This is a genomic window from Campylobacter concisus (genome assembly GCF_003048875.2).
Taxonomy (GTDB): Bacteria; Campylobacterota; Campylobacteria; order Campylobacterales; family Campylobacteraceae; genus Campylobacter_A; species Campylobacter_A concisus_AU.
On sequence record NZ_CP049264.1, the window covers coordinates 1,324,239 to 1,345,211 of the forward strand.

The 20,973-nt window shown below is 40.8% G+C and carries 18 protein-coding genes; 5 read left to right on the forward strand and 13 right to left on the reverse strand.

Translation table 11 applies throughout. From position 1 onward, the window contains the following. Window positions 1-30: 30 nt before the first annotated feature. From CVT07_RS06675 to galU, 13 genes are all read right to left on the reverse strand, one after another. The gene (locus tag CVT07_RS06675) at window positions 31-1,110 is read right to left on the reverse strand and encodes a cytochrome C (RefSeq protein WP_107936257.1); all 1,080 of its coding nucleotides are present in this window, start codon (window positions 1,108-1,110) and stop codon (window positions 31-33) included. A gap of 23 nt (window positions 1,111-1,133) precedes the next feature. Further along, window positions 1,134-2,144, reverse strand: coding sequence for a Holliday junction branch migration DNA helicase RuvB (gene ruvB / locus CVT07_RS06680; protein ID WP_021090089.1), 1,011 nt, complete (start codon window positions 2,142-2,144; stop codon window positions 1,134-1,136). A 49-nt stretch (window positions 2,145-2,193) separates the two neighbouring features. Then, window positions 2,194-3,300, reverse strand: coding sequence for a sensor histidine kinase (locus CVT07_RS06685; RefSeq protein WP_107936259.1), 1,107 nt, complete (start codon window positions 3,298-3,300; stop codon window positions 2,194-2,196). Continuing rightward, window positions 3,284-3,952: a response regulator transcription factor gene (locus tag CVT07_RS06690; protein WP_107936261.1), complete on the reverse strand. Its 669-nt coding sequence runs from the start codon at window positions 3,950-3,952 to the stop codon at window positions 3,284-3,286. The genes CVT07_RS06685 and CVT07_RS06690 overlap by 17 nt, the downstream gene beginning before the upstream one ends. A gap of 90 nt (window positions 3,953-4,042) precedes the next feature. Further along, the gene (nrfD, locus tag CVT07_RS06695) at window positions 4,043-4,978 is read right to left on the reverse strand and encodes an NrfD/PsrC family molybdoenzyme membrane anchor subunit (RefSeq protein ID WP_107936263.1); all 936 of its coding nucleotides are present in this window, start codon (window positions 4,976-4,978) and stop codon (window positions 4,043-4,045) included. Then, the gene (locus tag CVT07_RS06700) at window positions 4,971-5,534 is read right to left on the reverse strand and encodes a 4Fe-4S dicluster domain-containing protein (RefSeq protein WP_107936265.1); all 564 of its coding nucleotides are present in this window, start codon (window positions 5,532-5,534) and stop codon (window positions 4,971-4,973) included. The genes nrfD and CVT07_RS06700 overlap by 8 nt, the downstream gene beginning before the upstream one ends. 9 nt (window positions 5,535-5,543) lie before the next feature. Continuing rightward, on the reverse strand, window positions 5,544-7,817 hold the full coding sequence (phsA, locus tag CVT07_RS06705; protein ID WP_107936267.1) for a thiosulfate reductase PhsA: 2,274 nt from the start codon (window positions 7,815-7,817) through the stop codon (window positions 5,544-5,546). Between the two features lie 302 nt (window positions 7,818-8,119). Next, complete coding sequence (locus tag CVT07_RS06710; RefSeq protein WP_103569419.1) at window positions 8,120-9,463, reverse strand: anaerobic C4-dicarboxylate transporter; 1,344 nt, start codon at window positions 9,461-9,463, stop codon at window positions 8,120-8,122. A gap of 91 nt (window positions 9,464-9,554) precedes the next feature. Then, window positions 9,555-10,955: an aspartate ammonia-lyase gene (locus CVT07_RS06715; protein WP_107936269.1), complete on the reverse strand. Its 1,401-nt coding sequence runs from the start codon at window positions 10,953-10,955 to the stop codon at window positions 9,555-9,557. 494 nt (window positions 10,956-11,449) lie between these two features. Further along, window positions 11,450-13,039, reverse strand: a complete 1,590-nt coding sequence (locus tag CVT07_RS06720) for an ABC-F family ATP-binding cassette domain-containing protein (RefSeq protein ID WP_107936271.1) — start codon at window positions 13,037-13,039, stop codon at window positions 11,450-11,452. Between the two features lie 129 nt (window positions 13,040-13,168). Continuing rightward, a complete protein-coding gene (locus CVT07_RS06725; protein ID WP_230855693.1) occupies window positions 13,169-13,447 on the reverse strand; it encodes a DUF1287 domain-containing protein in 279 nt (92 codons plus the stop codon). A 3-nt stretch (window positions 13,448-13,450) separates the two neighbouring features. Beyond that, window positions 13,451-14,671, reverse strand: a complete 1,221-nt coding sequence (locus CVT07_RS06730; RefSeq protein ID WP_107936273.1) for a glucose-6-phosphate isomerase — start codon at window positions 14,669-14,671, stop codon at window positions 13,451-13,453. Further along, window positions 14,668-15,489, reverse strand: a complete 822-nt coding sequence (gene galU / locus CVT07_RS06735) for a UTP--glucose-1-phosphate uridylyltransferase GalU (RefSeq protein WP_087586283.1) — start codon at window positions 15,487-15,489, stop codon at window positions 14,668-14,670. The genes CVT07_RS06730 and galU overlap by 4 nt, the downstream gene beginning before the upstream one ends. 126 nt (window positions 15,490-15,615) lie before the next feature. Here galU and CVT07_RS06740 point away from each other — a divergent pair, with 126 nt between their 5' ends. The 5 genes from CVT07_RS06740 (at window position 15,616) to CVT07_RS06760 (ending at window position 20,666) form a co-directional block, all read left to right on the forward strand. Next, window positions 15,616-16,251, forward strand: coding sequence for an IMPACT family protein (locus tag CVT07_RS06740; protein ID WP_107936275.1), 636 nt, complete (start codon window positions 15,616-15,618; stop codon window positions 16,249-16,251). Between the two features lie 36 nt (window positions 16,252-16,287). After that, window positions 16,288-17,103, forward strand: coding sequence for a prolipoprotein diacylglyceryl transferase (lgt, locus tag CVT07_RS06745; protein ID WP_107936277.1), 816 nt, complete (start codon window positions 16,288-16,290; stop codon window positions 17,101-17,103). Between the two features lie 119 nt (window positions 17,104-17,222). Beyond that, the gene (locus CVT07_RS06750) at window positions 17,223-17,921 is read left to right on the forward strand and encodes a fumarate reductase cytochrome b subunit (RefSeq protein WP_035160410.1); all 699 of its coding nucleotides are present in this window, start codon (window positions 17,223-17,225) and stop codon (window positions 17,919-17,921) included. A 14-nt stretch (window positions 17,922-17,935) separates the two neighbouring features. Then, entirely contained in the window at window positions 17,936-19,954 is a 2,019-nt protein-coding gene (locus CVT07_RS06755) for a fumarate reductase flavoprotein subunit (protein WP_004317497.1), read from the forward strand. Further along, window positions 19,947-20,666, forward strand: a complete 720-nt coding sequence (locus tag CVT07_RS06760; RefSeq protein ID WP_004317555.1) for a fumarate reductase iron-sulfur subunit — start codon at window positions 19,947-19,949, stop codon at window positions 20,664-20,666. The genes CVT07_RS06755 and CVT07_RS06760 overlap by 8 nt, the downstream gene beginning before the upstream one ends. The last annotated feature ends 307 nt before the right edge of the window (window positions 20,667-20,973 follow it).

Here is a 20,973-nt window from a genome sequence, read left to right on the forward strand (position 1 = left end):
TTCTTCAAAAGCTCCTATAAATTTAGCCTTTTACGTGCACTGAAAATTTGCTCCGACAATCTCACACGCGTCACAAATTTGCATATAGATAGTGCCCTCGGCATCCGCCAAAGCACCAAAAGGAATTTGCGCTAGATATTTCATCGTTTTACCACATTTTGGGCATGCTAGATACTCGCTGTCTTGCTGCCACTGCGGATATCCGCCAAGTAAAATTTCACTATCTATCATATATGAGTAGTGAGCGCAAACCTCGCTGGCGAGCTCGAAATTTTGCCCATCAAGCACCGCCACAGCCTCTCTTACATAGTCCTCACTCTCGCCCTCGCCTACCACTTCTGTTTGAATGCTTTTGCCGTCATTTTGGCAAAAGTACTGCACCAAACCCACGCATGTTGGGCAAAATTTAAGCACAGCATCGTTTTTAAGCTCTAGCCCAAGTCGCTTTAGGCTCTCTTTTTTAATGGTGAGTTCTATCATCTCGCCGTTACAAAATTTACATTTTTCATCATTTGCTGCTTTAAATTTAACGCTAGCGTCCTCGTTTTTACTTGGCTGGCAGGTAAAGCACCTCTCAAAAACTAGGCTTCTTCTCTTGCCACTGCTATCAAAGCTCCAGCCTGCAACCTGCGCGTATCCATCCATATCAACGTGAAGCTTTTCCCTCCAAGGCTTTGGCGCATTATAAAGCTTAAAAAATAGCTCTCTTACCACCTCATCGCCCTGCCACGCAAGCGCGCAAAGGATGTGATTTAGCTTGACTATATTTTCTTCGCTTGAAAGCCTCTTTATAAGCTCATCTCTGATCTTTATTGAAGCCTTTTTGTAAATTTCAGGTGGATAGTACTCGCCTTTTTTTGTAAGCTCATTAATGATCTGCTCGTCGCAAATGCCGTGTAGGTAGAAAATATAGACAAGATCGCTGTAAATTTCATCATATTTGCCTATCTCATCTATGTGCGCTAGGACATTTTTTAGCCTTTGTTTGATCTCATCTTTGCTTAAATTTTCATAAAACTCCAGCTTCTCTTTTTGCCTACACTCATAACATATCCCGTCAAAGTAAATCGTCCTTTGCTTGCACTTAGGACAAAGATGTGGCTCGCTCATTTTTGCTCCAAATTTAAATTTCGCTACTCAAAAAGCCCTTTTTCGATGTCGATCTTGACATTAAAGGTCTCAAAGCACTTCGCGCTAGCGATCCTGCCCTTTGCCGTGCGCTCGATAAAGCCATTTGCAAGTAGATATGGCTCGATGACGTCCTCCACCGTGCCCTCGTCCTCGCTAAGTGCCGCAGCGATCGTGCTAAGCCCCATAGGACGGCGCCTTGCTTGCATCAAAATTTCTAAATACCTAATATCCATCTCGTCAAACCCAAGCGAATTTACACCAAGTGCGTTAAGCCCCTCTTTTGCACGCTCGTGGCTGATGATTTGCTCGTCATTTACCTCGGCAAAGTCGCGAATTCGCTTTAGCAGTCTAAGCGCGATCCTAGGCGTGGCACGTGAGCGTTTGGCGATCTCAAGTGAGGCATTTTTATCGCACTCTTTGCCAAGCTTAGCTGAGGCTATCTGCACGATACGGCTTAGCTCGCTGCTTGTGTAAAACTGCAGCCTAAAGTCCATCCCAAAGCGGTCCCTTAAAGGCGCTGAGATCATACCAGCACGCGTCGTTGCTCCGATTAGCGTAAATTTTGGTAGGTCTATCTTGATAGTTTGGGCAGCTGGCCCTGAGCCTATGATGATATCAAGCCTAAAATCCTCCATCGCAGGGTAAAGCACCTCCTCGATAGCTGGGCTTAGGCGATGGATCTCGTCGATAAAAAGCACGTCGCCCTCTTGTAAATTTGTAAGGATCGCTGCAAGATCGCCACTCTTTTCTATCATGGGAGCCGCGGTCATTTTGATACTTACGCCCATTTCGTTTGCGATGATGTGAGCAAGTGTGGTTTTACCAAGTCCTGGAGGTCCGTAAAATAGCACATGATCTAGGCACTCGTTTCGCTTTTTGGCTGCTTTTATAAAGACGTCTAAATTTTGCTTGATCTTTTCTTGGCCGATGTAGTCTTCAAATTTTGTCGGTCTAAGCGAGACTTCAAAGTCATTTTCAAAGCTTACTTTTTCGATTTCAACGATTCTATCCAAAGTTTTTCCTTCTAAATTTAAGGCTTCATTTTACGCTTTTATGCTTAATCTAAGCTCGTTTAAATTTATAGTAAAAGGTGCTGCCTTCATTATAAACGCTATCGACGCCATATAAAATGTCATGTTTTTGGCAAATTTCACTGACGATATTTAGCCCAAGTCCAAAGCCGCCTTGGATTTCATCCTCTCTGACGTAGCGCTTCCAGATCCTTTTTACGTCCTTTATCCCCTTGCCAAAGTCCTGCACACTAAGATTGATGCGATCTGCTTCAAGCTCTAAATTTACTATTATCTCGCTCTCTTTTGGGCTGTATTTTATGGCATTTGTGATGGTGTTATCGATGATGCGCTGAGCTTCGACCTTGCTTAGCATAGTAAATGCCTCGCTTGCTAAATTTGTCTTTACCACGATATGCTTGACATCAGCCACGCTTGAGAGAAATTTCACTCGCTCTTTAACGTATTCGCCTAAATTTAGCCTCTCAAGTGGGAATTTGATGTAGCCTCGTTTTATGAAGTATTCGACATCTTCGTAGGTTATTTGCATCTGTTTTAGGGCGTTTTTGATGCGGGTTATATACTTGTTTTCAAGCCCTAGCATCTCAAGGTTCATGCCAGCTACGCCAAGTGGAGTCTTTAGCTCGTGCATGGCGTCGTTAAAGAAGTTATTCATATACTTTTGAAACTCTTTGTAAGGCTTTACGCTACTTAGATATAAAAAATAGACGATAAAAAGCACTGCCACAAGGATGACAAGCAGCATGATGGCCGTTAAAAAGATGTTCTTTTTATTATCAAGCTCCTTTTCTACGACTATGTAGTAAGGGGTCTTATCTTTTATAAAAAAGCTCTTGTAAAAAAGATACCCGCCCTCTTCTAGGGTTACAAATTTAAAGCTGCTTGGCTCTTTGCTAAGCGTTGAGATGACTGGTTTAAAATTTACGTCATAAATCGCAAATTTATATTTTAGTGAGCTAGCTATATTTTCGTTTTTGAGAAATGAATTTTTGATGATGGTTTCATGCTTCATAGCGCCAAAGAGAGCCTTTGAGCTGCTATTTTTCTGACTTAAATTTAAGATCACAAAGCTTTGAAAGCAAAAGAGCGACATTATGACAAATGTCGCTATGATCTGGATCTTAAAGCTCTTGTGCATCTATCTTGTAGCCTATGCGCCTCTTTGAGATGATAAAGTTATTGTTTGTCTTGTTTCTTATCTTTAAAACGTGCATCCTTATATCAGCGCCCTCTATATCTTTGTCGTTCCAGACAAGATCTCTAAGCTCCTCCATGCTGACGTAAGAATTTAGATGCGAGACCAAACACTCGACCAAAGCGACCTCTTTTGCGCTAAGATCAACCATCTTGCCATCTTTAAGTAGCACACGTTTATTTAGATTAAAGCTAAACTCGTCATTTATCTTTACTATGTTTTTATCGTCAGTGCCATAGTACTTTCTCATAAGCTCAGCAACTCTAAATTTAAGCTCAGCTAGCTCAAATGGCTTTTTTAGATACTCGTTACAGCCAAGCTCGTAGCCAATCGCCATATCATCTATATCAACTAAAGATGTCGTTATCATGATAGGAGCGTTTGGATTTAGACTTCTTATATACTTGATGACCTCGTGACCATTTACTCCAGGCACTTTTATGTCAAGTATAAAAAGGTGATAGAAATTTTTCTCTATCAAGTCGCAAGCCTCTTGACCGTCGCTCACCGCTGTAACTTCATAACCAAGCGTCTGCAAAAACTCACAGACACTCTCTTGAAACCCCAAATCATCTTCTAAAAGCAAAATCTTCAAAATGCTCTCCTAAAAAACAAACTTTAATAAGATTTTTATCTATTGTAATACTTAATAGGTAAATTTCAAATTAAAATTCTTTTTTAAGTATTAAATAAAAATTTGTCCTGCATAGACTATGTAATATCTTAGCAAAAAGACGCCACAAATGACTAAAATAGCGTTTAGCACGGCAAATTCGCGTTTGAAATCATGCACCTTTAAGACGCTTAAGTCTAAAATGATAGGCACAGCCATACCAAGACCTATGACGCCGATATAAAACATCAGCCCAAGAGAATTTGCACTAAGTGCGTTTGCTACGCTCTGCGCACCACTTGCACTTGCACCTTTTACAACCATAAAAAGAGCAACTATTAGCAAAAACTCGGCTACGATCGCTAAAAAGTCAAATTTTAATAAAAAGTGTGCAGTTTGGTTTTGCGCTCTCTTTTCATCTTTTAGCACGCCAAGAAGCAGCGTAAAAGCACCAGCACAGCTTAAGCCAGAAACTAAGAATAATAGTGGCAAAACTGGCGTGTTCCAAAGTGCGATCTTGTGAGCTGCGCTTAGCAAAAAGCCTGTATATGCGCCAACGCCGATGCCAAGGATGAAAAGTAAAATTCCAAGCAAACCTGAAAGCTTGCTAGCTAAATTTGTAAGCGCGTCAAAAAGTGAAATTTTAAGCATTGCTATCTCATTTTTAAACGCACCAACCGCGTATATAACGCTAAGAGGCGTATAAACTAGAAGCAGCGCAACGCCTATTGACATAACTGAGTCAAAGTTGTAGAGCAAGAGTATCCAGTAAAAGCTAAGCGGTTTGCCAAGATCAAGCACCAAAAGAGCAAGTCCAAGGATGATCGCCACTGGAGCGATAAGAGCGGCTGCTTTAAAGTAGTAGTTGCCTTTGCCAAATTTATTTGAGATGAGCACAGCAACGATGCTAGCACCTGCACTAAGTCCTGCTAAAAATAGATAAAAAGCTATCGGCCAGCCCCAGTAAATTTCTGTGTATTGAGCTAGGCTTCCTGACATGTTATTCATGGTGTGCTCCTTTTGTATTTGCGATCATTGCAAGTGAAGGTTTTGTGTTTAACTCCGCTTTTGGCAAGTAGTATTTGCTCTCTTTTAGTTTCTTTGAAATTTTAGAGTTTTCATCATTTACGTCGCCAAAAGTTAGGGCATTGGTAGGGCAGACGCTAACACAAGCTGGCTCTTTGCCCTCTTCTAGCCTACTCTCATAGCAAAATGTGCATTTGCCTATCTCACCATCTGGCAAGACGTAGCGAGCATCGTATGGACAGGCTAGGATGCAGTACTTGCAGCTAACGCAAATTCTATGATCAAGCAGTGTCACGCCATCAGCCGTTTTAAAGCTAGCGCCAGTTGGGCAAACCTCAACGCAAGGTGCATCTTCGCACATAACGCAGCTTTGACGTAAAAAGTCAGTCTTTAAATTTGGAAATGTCCCACTCATCTTTGCATGCACCTGAAAGCGGTAAAGTCCCCTTGGCACGTTGTTTGCACTTCTGCAAGCTACCGAGCAGCCTTGACAGCCGATGCATAAATTTTCATCATGTATCATCATATATTTTTTCATTTTTTATCCTTACGCTTTACTTATGCTAACGCCAACATTTGTAACCATAGTCGCAGCCACCGGACCCTCAGCTGGATCAAGAAGCACGCTTGTGTTAAGCCCTACGTGATCTATGCTCTTAAGGCCTGGCGTGATGTGTCCAAAGCCGTGATAGATAAAGAGCGTATCTTCTCTAATGCCCTCAGTCACCATAAGCTTGCCCTTTTGCTCGCCAAATTTATTTTTGACTAAGACCGTGTCGCCGTCACGTAAATTTTGCTTTTTAGCTGTGTTTGGATTGATCCAGATAGGGCTATCGCTCATAAGGTCATTTAAAAATGGCACTGCCTGAGTGTGGCCGTTGGTATGAATAGGCGTTTTACCGCAAGTTAAGCAAAGCTCGTGTCCGTCAAATGTGTCCATATCTTTGTCATTTAGCGCGCCATATCCTGCAAACTGCGCCTCGACATCAGGCAAAAATAGCTCTATCTTGCCACTTTTTGTTTTAAGCTTAGCCATATCGTCCATCAAACCATTTTCACCTACAAATTTAGATGCGACTGGATATTTAGCGATAAATTTATCGATCATGCCTTTTTCTCTAAACAAAATTCCCGGCTCGTCCCACGTGATAAAGCCATCTTTTTCTAGTGCGGCAAGTAAATTTACATCTCCACCAGCTTGTTGCATCCTAAACTCGCGTATGTCGTTCCAAGTGTAAAGCTCATCTATCTTCATGCGGCGTGCTAGCTCTCTAAAGATAAACGCCCCATCTTTCGTATCGCCAACTGGATCAACGACTTTATTTCTTATCATATAAGCTGGTTTTAGACCCGACTTATCCTCTATGCCCTCGTCGCGCTCTAGGTAGCTGCTCTCAGGCAAGATGACATCAGCAAAGGTCGCCATATCGTTTAGATAGACATCGCTCACTACGATGAGCTCAAGCTTCTTCATCGCCTCTATGCTCTTCATCGTCTCAGCCACGTTTATGAGGTGGTTAAAGCGGATGTTAAACCACCCTTTTATGGCGTAAGGCTTCTCGTTTAAGATAGCGTTATCTATATCCATCAAAACGCCATGTTTTCTGCTTACAAATTTATGCGCTCCAGCCTCGCCAGCGAAGTCTAGTCTAGTGACTTTTGGCACTTTAAATTTCTCATCTGGGTTTTTAAGAACTGGAAATTTATCCTCACCAACTAGTTTGTTAAAGGTCTTTGCATTTTTGCCACCAAAAAGACCGCCCTTAACCTCCCAGTTGCCCATCATCGCATTTGCCACCATTATAGCTTTTGTTCTCATATACTCAGCTCTTGTGGTGGTTGTCTTATGCCCAAAATCAAAAATAACTCTTGGAGCAGCTTTATAAATTTCATCAGCGATGCGTCTAACATCACTTGCTTTTATGCCAGTGATTGTCTCTTGCCATTCAGGCGTTTTGCCCTCTACGCTTTTAACGATCTCATCAAAGCCAGTTGTAAATTTTTCTATAAATTCTTTATCGTAAGTGCCATTTTGTATCCAAGTGTTGATAAGTGCTAGCACAAAGGCAAGGTCAGTGCCTGGTTTAACTGGTAGCCACTCATCAGCCTTTGAAGCTACAACGCTAAATCTTGGCTCAAGCACAAGTAGCTTTGTATCCTTGCTAGCTGCAAATTTAGCAAGCTTTTTAGCATCAGCTATGACGATGCCCTCAAAGAGGTTGTGACCAAAATTTACAACGTATTTTGCATTTGCAAAGTCTCTTTTTAGCTTAGCGATGCCATACATCTGCTCGCAGACCATTTGGTAGGTGATCGGACAGCATGAAAAGTGTGAAAAGCAGTTTGGCGAGCCATAAGCTGAGGCAAAATTTACCATCAGCTTATGCGTTTGCGAGCTTTTACAGGTAAATACAAAGCTTTCAGGGCCATACTTTTGCTTGATCTCAAGCATCTTTGAAGCAACATAGTCAAGCGCCTCGTCCCAGCTAACCTCGCGCCATTTATTTTCGCCTCTCTCGCCAGCTCTGATTAATGGCTTTTTGATCCTATTTTCATCATAGAGCTGACTTAATCCTGAGCCACCCCTTGCACAAAGAGAGGTTGCTGTGCCGCCAGCTTTTGGATTGCCACTTAAAAAGCGAACTTTGCCATCAACGACTTTTGCTTCGATAGGACACCTTGAAGAGCACATCTCACAAAAGCTATGAACGTGCTTTTCGCCTCCATTTGCAGCACCTTGCAAAGCACCACCTGACAGAGATGATGCAGCTGCACTAACTCCTGCACTGAATTTTAAAAATTCTCGTCTATTTAAGCTCATCTTTCTCCCTTTAAAAGAAATTTTACTTTTTGTTATTTTATTATTTAAAGTTGAAAGTAAAATTAAATTTTATTTAATAATTTTTTTTAGTTTTTATTTTTTATGATATGTGAGATTAACTATCAAAATAGAGCAAATTTTAAAAATGATAAATTAAGATGGATTAAATTTTAGCGCGATTTTTGCGTGATTTATAAAAATGAAAAAATTAAATTTAAAAAGAGATGTTATTTAAGAATTTGATATAAAAAATTGAAAATTTAGAGAAGAATAAAAAGCCGAGAGAAATCTCGGCTTAAGTTTTATATAAGAACTGGAGCTACTATAAATCCAAGGATAACTGATAATGCAACCATTATAGTTCCTGGGATGAAGAATGAGTGGTTAAATACAAATTTACCAACTCTTGTAGTTCCTGTATCGTCCATCGCTATCGCACCTAGTGTTGTAGGATATGTTGGCAATACAAATAGACCAGAAACTGCAGCAAATGAAGCTACAAGGATCCAAATTTGACCTGAATTTTCAGGGCTAGTCATACCAAGAGCAGCAGCAACAGCAGGCATCATAACCTTTGTTGTAGCAGCTTGTGAGTATAGCAAGCAGCTTAAGAAATAAAGCGCAACAGCTAGGATAAATGGATACTGAGTAACGAAGTCTTTTGCAACCTCTTTGATAGCGTCAAGGTGTCCATTAACAAATGTTGTACCAAGCCATGCGATACCAACAACGCAGATGCACGCATTCATACCGCTTTGGAAAGTGCTAGTTGATAGAAGTTTGCCTGTCTCAACTTTGCAAGCTACTGCTATTGTAAAGCCGATAGTTAGCATAAAGCTAATGATAGCTGCATCTCTTGAAAGGATAGGTTTTTCTACTAAATTTAAGCTCTTTGAGATACATAGCGCATAGCAAACTACGATCAAAACGCCAACTGCAAAGATCGCAACTGATCTTTTTGCGTATGGTTTTGGCTCGTGATACTCGACATCCTTAACCTCTGCAACCAAACCTTTTGCAAGTCTTTCTTGATAGATAGGATCTTTTGAAAGGTCAAGATCGTAAAATTTATTGATGATAAATGCAGTGATAACCATCGCTACAAATGTAGTTGATATACAAATAAATAGCAACACTGGATAGCTAACACCCAGCTTCTCGCATAGACCACTCATAGCAACAAACGCAGCTGAGATCGGGCTTGCAGTGATCGCTACTTGAGAAGAGACAACTGAAAGCGCAAGTGGAGCTGAAGGTTTGATGTTTTGAGTTTTTGCAACCTCAACGATAACAGGGATCATAGAGAACGCAGTGTGTCCAGTACCTGCAAGGATAGTTAAAAAGTAAGTAACTATCGGAGCAAGAAAGTTGATCTGTTTTGGATTCTTGCGTAAAATTTTTGTTGCTACTTGAACTAAATAATCAAGTCCGCCCGCAACTTGCAAAGCTGTGATCGCTGAGATAACTGAAGCGATGATCAAGATAACATCCATAGGGATATCTTTCATATCGACTTTCATACCAAGTAAAGCGAGTATCACAACGCCAAGACCACCTGCGTAGCCAACGCCCATACCACCTAGTTTGACACCAAGATAGATGCCGCCAAATAGGACTATAATCTGTAAGATCAGCATTATATCCATCGAAAACTCCTTTATTAAATTTTATTACTAAAATCACCACTTAAGCGTGTCAGAATTCTGGCACGCTTTTAATAATACTTTGCTTAAATTTTTACTTAACCATGCTCGGATTTAGCATATTTTTAGGCTCTAAAATCTTATCGATCTCATCTTTGCTTAGATAGCCTCTCTCTAGGCAGATATCGCCAACTGCTTTACCTGTTTGAAGAGCTTCTTTAGCGATGCTTGCTGATTTTTCATAGCCGATATATGGGTTAAATGCTGTTACGATACCAACTGAGCCAAGAACTGATTTTAAGCAAGCCTCAGGGTTTGCAGTAAGTTTTTTGATAGCTTTTTCAGCTAGTGTTTTCATAGCATTTTCAAGGATGAATATAGAGTTAAATAGCGCATAAGCGATACCTGGCTCAAATGCATTTAGCTCAAATTCGCCTCTTTCAGAGCAAAGCATGATAGTTACGTCGTTGCCGATAACCTCATAGCAAGCTTCTCCAACAACCTCGGCGATAACTGGATTTACCTTACCTGGCATGATTGAGCTGCCTGGTTGCATTTGAGGTAAATTTATCTCACCAAGACCGCATCTTGGGCCTGAGTTCATTAGTCTTAAGTCATTTGCGATTTTTGAAAGTCTAACAGCTGCGGTTTTAAGCGCACCACTTACGTGGACGAAGTCTGCAGTATCTTGCGTAGCAGCGATAAAATCATCAGCCTTTTTAAAATCAACTCCAGTGATCTCTTTTAGCTTTTTAACAACTACATTTTTATACTCTGGGTGGCAGTTGATGCCTGTGCCTATCGCAGTTGCGCCCATGTTTAGATGTGTCATTGACTCACGAGCTGCTGTGATCTTTTCGATGTCACTTTTGATGTAGCTTGCAAATGCGTTAAAAGTGTTGCCAAGTGTTGTAGGGACGGCATCTTCAAGCTCTGTTCTACCCATTTTGATGATATCTTTAAATTCTTTTGCTTTTTTCTCAAGCTCATCTTTTAGTAAATTCATAGCAGCAAGCAAGTCAGTAAGTTTTGCATAAGTTGCTACTTTAATAGAGCTTGGATAAGTGTCATTTGTGCTTTGTCCAAGGTTTGTGTGATCATTTGGATGGATGTATTGATACTCACCTTTTTTGTGACCAAGGCTCTCAAGCGCGATATTTGTGATAACCTCGTTTGAGTTCATATTTGTACTTGTTCCTGCGCCACCTTGAACCATATCAACAACAAATTGATCTAAAAACTCGCCAGCTATTACTCTATCAGCAGCTTTTGCCAAAGCATCAGCTATCTTTGGATCTAAAACGCCAACCTCTTTATTTGCAAGCGCAGCAGCTTTTTTGATCTGCGCAAATGCCTTTACAAAGTATGGATACTCTTTTAATGTTCTACCACTCATGTGGAAGTTTTCAGTAGCCCTAAATGTTTGGATGCCATAGTAAAAATTGTCAGAAATTTCCAACTCGCCAATAAAATCATGTTCTCTTCTGGTTGCCATAACAGCTTCTCCTTAGTAAAAATTTGTTACCGAGTGAAATTATATAGGTATTTGAGATTTTAAATATTAATGACTACTTATTTTTTTTAAGTTTTAAGCTTTTGACTTGATATGGCGCTCTTTGAAAGAAAATTATATTTCATATTTAAGCTAATTTTTAGGAATTTGCTTGTCTAAATTGTTATATTACTAATAATATCACTTTTTTATTATATAAAAAGGGTCAAATTAACTCAGATTTGTCCTACACTTTAAGTTTAAAAGCCATTTTTGAGAAAATTTAACAAAATATTAATATAAATTCAAAGTTATCAAAATAGTAAAATAAAAATTCTAAGTTAAATTTTCTTTATAATATTACTTCGTGACACATTTATATGATGAAAATTTAAAATTTACGGTTCTATCTAAATTTACAAACTCGCTATGAATGGTAAATTTAAGGGGATAAATTTAAACTGCCTCTAGAAATTTCCTAGAGGCAAAGTGAGCATTTAAGCTTCAAGGCCTAAATTTGCCCTATACTCTTCGTATGTGCCTTTAAAATCAACGACTTCGCCACTACCTTTTAGGTGCAAAATTCTATTTGCAAAGGCATCTATCAGCTCCCTGTCGTGGCTTACGCAGATGACTGAGCCATTAAAGTTATAAAACGCCTCGCCAAGCGCGATGATAGCCTCAAGGTCGAGGTGGTTGTTTGGCTCGTCCATGACAAGTAAATTTGGTCTATGAAGCATGAGCTGAGCTAGTCTTACTCGGTGTTTTTCGCCACCGCTTAGCGCTCCGACTGCCTTTTCTTGCTCGGCACCGCTAAAGAGCATCCTGCCAAGGCACTTTCTGATCTCGTCGATGTCCTTGTTTTTGGCATCTTGCAAGTATTCATAAAGCTTTAGCTCGCCATCTATCTTATTTACCGTATCTTGCGCAAAATATCCAAGCTCGATGGTCGCGCCTATATGCACCTCGCCCGCGTCAGGCTTTAGCTCGCCCATTATGATCTTACAAAGTGTGCTTTTACCAACGCCGTTGTGACCGATGACGGCTAGCTTGTCACCCTTTTCGAGCTTAAAGTTAAAGTTTTCAAATATCACTTTATCATCAAATTTCTTACTTATGTTCTTTAGCTCAATTAGCTCATTGCCTATCTCGCGGTTTGCACGAAATAAAATGCTAGGATCACGCCTGCTTGAGACTGCGATCTCTGCGATATCTAATTTTTCAAGCTGTTTTGCACGTGAGGTCGCCTGCTTTGCCTTGCTCGCATTTGCTGAAAATCTCGCGATAAATTTCTCCAGCTCCTCTTTTTCTTTTAGCTTCTTATCGCGCTCCATCTCATGCTGTTTTGCGATCAAATTTGCAGCCATATACCAGTCGTCGTAGTTGCCTGAAAACTCGCGAATTTTCTTAAAATCCACATCCAAAATGTTTGTGCAAACTCTATTTAAAAAGTGCCTATCGTGGCTAATAACGACAAGCGTGCCCTCGTGGCGGTTTAGCTCGTTTTCTAGCCATGCGATCGCGTCTATGTCAAGGTTGTTTGTTGGCTCGTCTAAAAACAAGATGTCTGGCTTTGGAAAAAGCACTTGAGCCAGCAAAACTTTAACTTTATCTGAGTTTTCAACCTCGCTCATGAACTTGTCAAATTCATTTAGTCCAAGCGAGCTTAGGATTTTCTCTATCCTAGTCTCATACTCGTAGCTTGGGTCTTCCTCAGCACTTATCATCTCAAGCTCGCTTAAGCGCTCATTTATCTCATCTGTAAATTCCTCGCTCATATAGAGCTTCTCTTTCTCTTTGACAGCGTCATATAGGCGCTTGTTGCCATAAAGCACCGCATCTTTTAGAGTGAAATTTTCAAACGCAAACTGATCTTGCCCAAGCACGCCAACCTTTAGTCCATTTTCTATGATGATCTCTCCGCTAGTTGGCTCGATGGCTCCGCTTAAAATTTTTAAAAATGTCGATTTACCAGCGCCATTTGCACCGATTAGTCCGTATCTGTTGTGGCGATTTAGCTTTAAATTTACATCCTCAAATAGCAAACTGCTTGCAAATCTTTGAGTAAGTCCCCTAACTTCTAACATTATTTTTCCTTGAATTTATTTTTTTGCGATTTTGCCTTAAATTTGATTAAAAAGCCATTTTGCTACTTTAGCCTAAAATGCCCCGTGATCTTATGCAAGCGGTATTAAACGCACCTGCGATAGATGTTTTTAAGCCCCATTTTTAGGATAGCTTGCGAAATTTCTACTCAAATCTTTTAAAATGAGCCTTTGTAGATCCATATCCTGATACCGAAGCGCCCTTCCAATAACGTCGGTGCAAACGCCCTTTTTGATATCCACGTCGCCCATAGGATAGGCGAGTCTTTCGTAGCTTGGATCGTAATTTAGCGTTACGCCGATCTGCGACCTAGCGTCATTTACAAATTTACTCGCCAAAAAGGCAAAAATTTGCGTGGCAAAAAGAGCCAAAAGTAGAAATTTCTTCATTTTCTACTTTAAAAGCATGGTTTTTAAGATACGTTTTCCTATCTCAACGCCTGGCTGATCGTAGGTGTTGATGCCTAGCATGATACCAGTAGCCGAGGTTAGTAGCTCGTAGTAAAAAATAAGCCAGCCAGCATGAAACTCATCAAGCCTCTCAAGCGTGATCGCATCGACACTTATACCCTCTTGCACTAGCGCCATAGCCGTCGCATCGCACTGTAAATTTATAAGCTCATTTAGGCTTAGACCCGCCACAAAATCGCACTCTTCAAGCCCTTTTAGGCTTAGATTTGAGATAGTCTTGTCGCTAGCGTGATCTTTTATCTTTATAAAAGTCACGCTCTTATCTTTTACGCCATCCATGATAAGCTGTAAAAAGCTGTGCTGATCACGGCTGCCAACAAGTCCAACTGGCGTAAGGCCGACCCTTTTATAGCCTCGTTTTTTGCCAAGGCTCTCCGCCCAAAGCTGCACGTACCAGTCGTTAAATTCAAAAAATCTATCGCAATAGCTAAATATGACATTTATGCTGGCATTTCTGCTAGTAGCGTAGTGGTAGGCTTTTGCGACTATGGAGCTATCTTTTTGCTCGATGTATTGCTTCTTGCAAGCAAGCGCGCCCTCTAAAAGTGCCTTTATATCGTAGCCGCAGATACCAAGAGGCACAAGGCCGATCGCACTTAGCACGCTAAATCTCCCGCCCACGTTTTTTGGGATGTTAAAAAATTTGATGCCATTTTCTTTGGCGAAATTTTCTAAATTTGTCCCAGGATCAGTTATGATGAGAAAATTTTTGCCTAAATTTTGAGGTTTAAAGTCATCAAGCAAACATTTAAAAATAGTAATCGTCTCGATCGTGTTGCCTGATTTTGAGCTTATTATAAAAAGCGTCTCGTCAAAATTTAGCCCACTAAGCGTGCTTTTGTAGCTGCAAGGATCGACGTTATCTAAAAATAAAAGCTCTCTTTTTATCCCCTGTGTGCCATCAAGCATTGATTTTAGCGCCTTTACGCCAAGACTGCTGCCGCCTATGCCAACAAGTACTACATTTTTGATATGAGCCAGCCCCTTTTCATACTCCTCGATCTCGCCAAGTAAATTTTGCCCAAGCACTGGCAGATGGTAGTAGCCTATCTCGCCGCTTTCGTACTCGTCGTTTATGCGTTTGGCGTAGGAGTCGATGACCTCGCTGCTTGCAAAGTTAAATTTAAAGCAAGTCTCTATCATTTATTTCGCTCGTAAAAGAAATTTGTAGCCTCAACAAAGCCATCTATGCTACCACAATCAAACCTCTTGCCCTTAAATTTATAAGCTAGCACCATGCCATCTTTTGCCTGTGTTTTTAGTGCGTCTGTGATCTGGATTTCGCCGTTTTTGCCTGGCTTTGTTCGCTCTAAAATGTTAAAAATATCTGGCGTTAAAATGTAGCGTCCGATTATCGCTAAATTTGTCGGAGCCTCAGCAGGATCAGGTTTTTCAACCATATCATCGACCATTATGAGATCATCTTCTATAAACCTACCGCTTACGACGCCATAAGACTTAGTCTGCTCTTTTGGCACCTCCATCACTGCAACGACGCTGCAGCGGTATTTCTCATAAATTTTAACCATTTGCGAAAGCACGCCCTCGCCATTTTCATTTATACATAGATCATCTGCCAAAATGACCCCGAAAGCCTCATCTCGAACTAGAGTTTTGCCCGTATAAATGGCGTGTCCAAGCCCTTTCATGGCATTTTGCCTAGTAAATGAAAATGTGCATGAGCTCATTAAATTTCTAACTTCGCTTAGTAGTGACTCTTTTGAGCTGCCTGCGATCTCTTTTTCTAACTCGTAGCTGATGTCAAAATAGTCCTCAAGCGCCCTTTTTCCGCGTCCTGTGACAAAGGCCATATTGTCCATGCCAGCCTCAAGCGCCTCATCAACGCCGTAGTGAATGAGCGGTTTTGTAAGGATCGGCAACATCTCTTTTGGGAGCGATTTTGTAGCTGGTAAAAACCTCGTTCCATATCCAGCCGCTGGAAATAGGCAAGTTTGTATCATTTTAGTCCTTCGTGAAAAATTGCAAAATTCTACTATCTTTTCCTTAATAATATAAATTTGTCTGAATTTACAAGGCTTTAATTAGCAAATTGATAAGATTTTTAAAATTTTTAAAAAAGAGCAAATTTGCAGACGATTGATAGGATTTTCAAAGCCCAGCTTGATATAAAAAAGTCAAATTTCTTAGCATTTTTGTGCCCTATAAGCTCGTTTAAAAGCTTGCACGAACACCTAAAAGAGGAGCATTTTAAGGCCGTTCACGTAGTTTGGGCGACAAGGGAGCTAAACAAATATGGACAAATCGTTGAAAATCAAAGTGATGATGGCGAGCCAAAGGGCACTAGCGGCCAGCCAAGTCTAAACGCGCTAAGAGGAGCACAGCTTATAAACGTTGGGGTCTTGATAGTTCGCTACTTTGGCGGGATAAAGCTTGGCACTGGAGGGCTAGTTAGAGCCTACTCTGGGGCTGTGAATGAAGCGATAAATGAAGCCATAAAAGATGGTGGCGTGATGAAATTTGAGTTAAAAGATGAGGTTAAATTTTTTACGCCATTTTCGCTGATGAGCCGCTTTGAGCACTATTTTGCTACTAAAAATTTAAGCGAGTTTGAAAGAGAATTTAATGACTCCGGAGCGATCTGGAGCGTAAATTTAAACGAGGCCGAGTTTGCTGAGCTATTTAAATTTTGTAAAGAATTTGAAGCAAGCGAGTTTAAATTTTTAGCCTTGCCACTTGGTAGCAAAGCGCTGTTTATTTATTAATTGTAAAATCGCATAAATTTAAAAAGAAAGTAAAAAATGGAAATTTGGAACGACATTTATAACCACTTCAACCCAGTCGCCTTTAGCCTCTTTGGCTTTAGCGTGCACTGGTATGGGCTTATGTATATTTTGGCCCTTGTTTTGGCGCTCGCCATGGCAAAGTATCTCGTTAAAAAAGATGATATCCCTATCTCAAACCAACTTTTAGATAACTACTTTTTTTGGGTAGAAATAGGCGTTATTTTAGGCGCTAGACTTGGCTGGGTTTTAGTTTATTCTGGCGAAACGGGATATTATCTAACGCAGCCTTGGCAAATTTTTAATCCAATCCACAACGGCGAGTTTATAGGAATTCGCGGTATGAGTTACCACGGCGCTGTGGTTGGCTTTTTGCTAGTGACAATTTTATTTTGTAAAAGATATAAGCAAAACGCATGGCAGTTGCTTGATCTTTGCGCCATTTGCATACCTTTTGGCTACACCTTTGGCAGGATAGGAAATTTCTTAAATCAAGAGCTTTTTGGCAGGGTTACAGACGTGCCTTGGGCGATAAATGTCTTTGGTCAGCCAAGACATCCAAGTCAGCTTTATGAGGCATTCTTAGAAGGTTTAGTTATTTTTGTCATTTTATTTTTATATAGAAAATATAAGAAATTTAATGGCGAGCTCATAGCACTTTACGCCATTTTATACACATTTGCAAGATTTGTTTGTGAATTTTACAGAGAGCCTGATTCTGGACTTGGATTTATTATTTATGGTCTATCAATGGGGCAAATTTTGTCACTTATTATGTGCGGGTTTGGAATTTTTGTCTATATTAAACTCTATAAGAGATTTACGAAAATTTAATGTCAATATTTAAAATTTATTAAAGTAAAGTTCTGATAACATTAGCTTTATCAATTAATGCTAATGTTTAAATTAGTATTAAGAAATGATAACTTATTTCAAATTTCTTAGGAGGGCTCATGACCGGGCTTATAGAAGGTTTTTTGGGGAAACGGTCGGACGGCAAAAAAAGCCGCACTCCAGCCGCTTGGGATAGATGGCAAAGTATTACAGGATTTATTCTAGCCTGTTTCATATTGTGCCATATGGTTTTTACTTCTACTATACTACTTGGCAAAGACGCATTTAACGCTGTTGTAGGATTTGCAGAGGCTAAATTTTTATTTGGCGAGGCTACTTGGTGGATCACAAATGTTATAGCTGCTGTTATCTTTGTAGTTTTTGTAACTCACGCCTTCTTGGCAATGAGAAAATTTCCTGCGAATTACAGACAATATTTAATGTTTAGAGGCCACAAAGACCGCATGAAGCACCTTGATACCACACTTTGGTGGTTCCAGTTTTTAACAGGCTTTGCTCTATTTTTTGCAGCAAGCGCCCACCTCATCGACATCATCTTTGGCGGACACATCACTGCTGACAAATCAGCTGCTGCTTTTCACAAACTAGAAATTTTCTACTTCGCACTACTTGTTTTCATGGTCGTTCACGCTAGCGTTGGCATGTACCGCTTATATGTCAAATGGGTAAGCATTGATGGCGTAAATAAACACGAAATGTTTGCCAAAAGAAATAAGGCAAAGACAGTTGTATTTGTCATTTATGGCATACTTGCTGTGATCGCTTTGATCGCTGACTTCGTGTGGATCAGCCATTAAAAAGGAGCTAGAAGATGAATGTAAAATATTATGACGCATTGGTAATTGGTGGCGGTCTAGCTGGTCTTAGAGCTGCTGTGGCTGCTGGAGAAAAGGGTTTAAGCACCGTAGTTTTGAGCCTCATCCCTGTAAAACGCTCTCACTCTGCTGCTGCACAAGGCGGCATGCAAGCAAGCCTTGGTAACTCTAAAATGAGTGAAGGCGATAACGAAGATGTACACTTTGCTGACACAGTAAAAGGTAGCGACTGGGGCTGCGATCAACAAGTTGCACGTATGTTTTGTCAAACTGCACCAAAAGCTATTAGAGAGCTTGCAGCTTGGGGTGTGCCTTGGACTAGGATCACAAAAGGCGAAAGAAGCGCTATCATCAACGCTCAAAAGACAACTATCGTTGAAAAAGAAGAGGTTCATGGCCTTATCCACTCACGTGACTTTGGTGGTACAAAAAAGTGGAGAACATGCTACACAGCTGACGCAACTGGTCACACCATGCTTTTTGCTGTTGCAAACGAAGCGCTTAAGCACAATGTAGAAATTCATGACCGCAAAGAGGCGATCGCTTTGATACACCAAAATAACCGCTGTTACGGCGCGATCGTTCGTGACCTAGTAAATGGCGAGATCACAGCTTATGTTTCAAAAGGCACACTTATAGCAACTGGCGGTTATGGTAGAGTTTATAAACACACTACAAACGCTGTTGTTTGCGAAGGTATCGGCGCTGCGATCGCACTTGAGACTGGCGTAGCTCAGCTTGGCAATATGGAAGCTGTTCAGTTTCACCCAACTCCGATCGTCCCATCTGGCATTCTTTTAACAGAAGGTTGCCGCGGCGATGGCGGAATTTTACGTGACGTTGATGGATACCGCTTTATGCCTGATTATGAACCAGAGAAAAAAGAGCTAGCTAGCCGTGACGTCGTTAGCCGCCGTATCATGGAGCACATCCGTGCAGGCAAAGGTGTGCCTAGCCCTTATGGCTATCACGTTTGGCTTGATATCTCTATCCTTGGACGCGAGCACATCGAGAAAAATTTACGTGACGTTCAAGAAATTTGCGAAATTTTTAACGGCATCGATCCTGCTGACACTGAAGTATATACTGATGAGACAGGACATCAGCGTGGCAAAGGCTGGGCGCCGATCCTACCTATGCAGCACTACTCAATGGGCGGCATCAAGACAAAACCAACTGGCGAGAGCCCAACTTTAGCTGGTCTATTTAGCGCTGGTGAGGCTGCTTGCTGGGATATGCACGGCTTTAACCGCCTTGGTGGTAACTCAGTTTCTGAGACAGTCGTCGCTGGTATGATCGTTGGTGATTATTTTGCAGATTATTGCGCTAGCCACGAGATCGAGATAAACACAGCTGATATCGAGAAATTTGTTAAAAAACAAGAAGACTATCTAAATAGCCTCGTCACAAAAGAGGGTAAATTTAACGTCTTTGATATCAAAAACAAGATGAAAGAGGTAATGTGGGAGCACGTTGCGATATTTAGAACAGGCAAAGGTCTAGAGCTTGCTGTTAAAGAGCTTGAAGCACTCTACAAAGAGTCACTTGATGTAAAAGTAAGCAACAAAGCACTATTTGGCAACCCAGAGCTTGAAGAGGCTTACCGCGTGCCAAAGATGCTAAAACTAGCACTTTGTATCGCAAAAGGTGCGCTTGATAGAACAGAGAGCCGTGGTGCTCACTGCCGTGAAGACTATCCAAAGAGAGATGACCTTAACTGGCTAAACAGAACGCTTACAAGCTGGAAAGAAGGCGACACTATGCCAACTATCACTTATGAGCCACTTGATATCATGAAGATGGAAATGCCGCCAGCATTTAGAGGTTATGGTGCAAAAGGAAATATCATCGAGCATCCAAACAGCGCTATCCGCCAAAAAGAGGTCGATGAAATTCGCGAGAAAATGCAAGCAGAAGGCAAGAGCAGACAAGAAATTCAAGAGGCTTTGATGCACTATGACCTTCAACCAAAATATAAAGCACCAAATGAAAGAGCAGGTATAGGAAATGAGTAGAAAAATAACCATAAAAGCTTTTAAATACAATCCTTTAAGCAAAGTTTCAAAGCCTCATTTTGCGACTTATGAGCTTGAAGAGACCGATGGTATGACGCTATTTATCGCGTTAAATCAAATTCGTGAGAAATTTGATCCAGATCTTAGCTTTGACTTTGTTTGTCGTGCGGGAATTTGCGGAAGTTGTGGCATGCTAGTAAATGGCAAACCAAGCCTAGCTTGCAGAACTCTAACAAAAGACTTTGAAAGCGGTGTCATCGAGCTTATGCCTTTGCCAGTCTTTAAACTACTAAAAGATCTAAGCGTAGATACTGGCAACTGGATGAACGCTATGAGCAAGCGTGTCGAGAGCTGGATACACACAGATCACGAGACAGATATCTCTAAGCTTGAAGAGAAAGTTGAACCAGAAGTCGCTCAAGAAGTTTTCGAGCTTGATCGCTGTATAGAGTGCGGAATTTGCGTCGCATCTTGCGGAACAGCTATCATGAGACCTGATTTCATCGGCGCTGTTGGTCTAAACAGGGTTGCTAGATTTAAGATAGACGCGCTTGATAAGAGAACTGACGAGGACTTTTACGAGCTAATCGGCGATGATGATGGTGTATTTGGTTGTATGACTTTGCTTGGTTGTGAAGACAACTGCCCAAAACACCTACCACTTCAAAGCCGCATAGCTTATATGCGTAGAAAAATGGCTGCTATAAAGTAGCAAAGGGGCTGTAAAAAGCCCCAAATTTATTTAAAAACTCTGCAAACAGAGACCAAGATACAGATACAAATATCTAGCGCTGCAAATAAGAAAAATACAAATATTAAAATCGGAAACGATAAGACTATGCCCATTATATAGCCAAGTGGCAAGGTAATAAAAAATAAAAGATCAAATCCGGTGCTAAAGCAAAAAAATAGCGCGAACAATGAAGCAATCACGTTCATAAATAAATTGATATTATCAGAGAAAAACTCTGTTAGGCTTATATATTTCATGCGGTGATTATAGCTTTTAAGATTACAAA